Here is a 431-nt window from a genome sequence, read left to right as displayed (position 1 = left end):
CCTCGTCACCCAGAACGGCAACGGTTACGAAGACGGATTCGTCGAGTCGTTCTGGGCCGACGTATGGGCCTACGGGGCGAACCCCGGCTCAGACACCGAGCCCGCCGTCCGCGCCGCGCTGAGCATCGACGCCATCCGCTGGCAGTACCTGCACGGCGTGCCCGACCCAAGCCTGGTCAGCCCGGACACCTGGGAGCACGACTTCGCCCTCGTCTCCCGGGAGGGCAACGACGAAGTCCAGCTGGCGCTGTTCCGCGACTATCAGAGCAATCGCCCGCTCTACCCGCTGCTGCACGAATTCCTGCGTACCAGCGAGGTCCCAGTACTCGCCGTCTGGGGCCGCAACGACGAAATCTTCGGCCCGGCGGGGGCGCGGGCCTTCGCCCGCGACGCCAAGGAGGCGGAGGTTCACCTGGTCAACGGCGGGCACT

The 431-nt window shown here is 68.4% G+C and carries 1 protein-coding gene; it reads left to right on the top strand.

Annotated features, from left to right (window positions below; genetic code table 11):
• On the top strand, positions 1-431 hold a 431-nt coding region (locus ACS04_RS39740; RefSeq protein ID WP_245236611.1), incomplete at both ends, for an alpha/beta hydrolase family protein.

It is taken from the genome of Streptomyces roseus, from assembly GCF_001044425.1.
Lineage (GTDB): Bacteria > Actinomycetota > Actinomycetes > Streptomycetales > Streptomycetaceae > Streptomyces > Streptomyces roseus.
The sequence above is the reverse complement of the archived record's forward strand: the minus strand, read 5'-3'. Positions and strand labels throughout refer to the sequence as shown.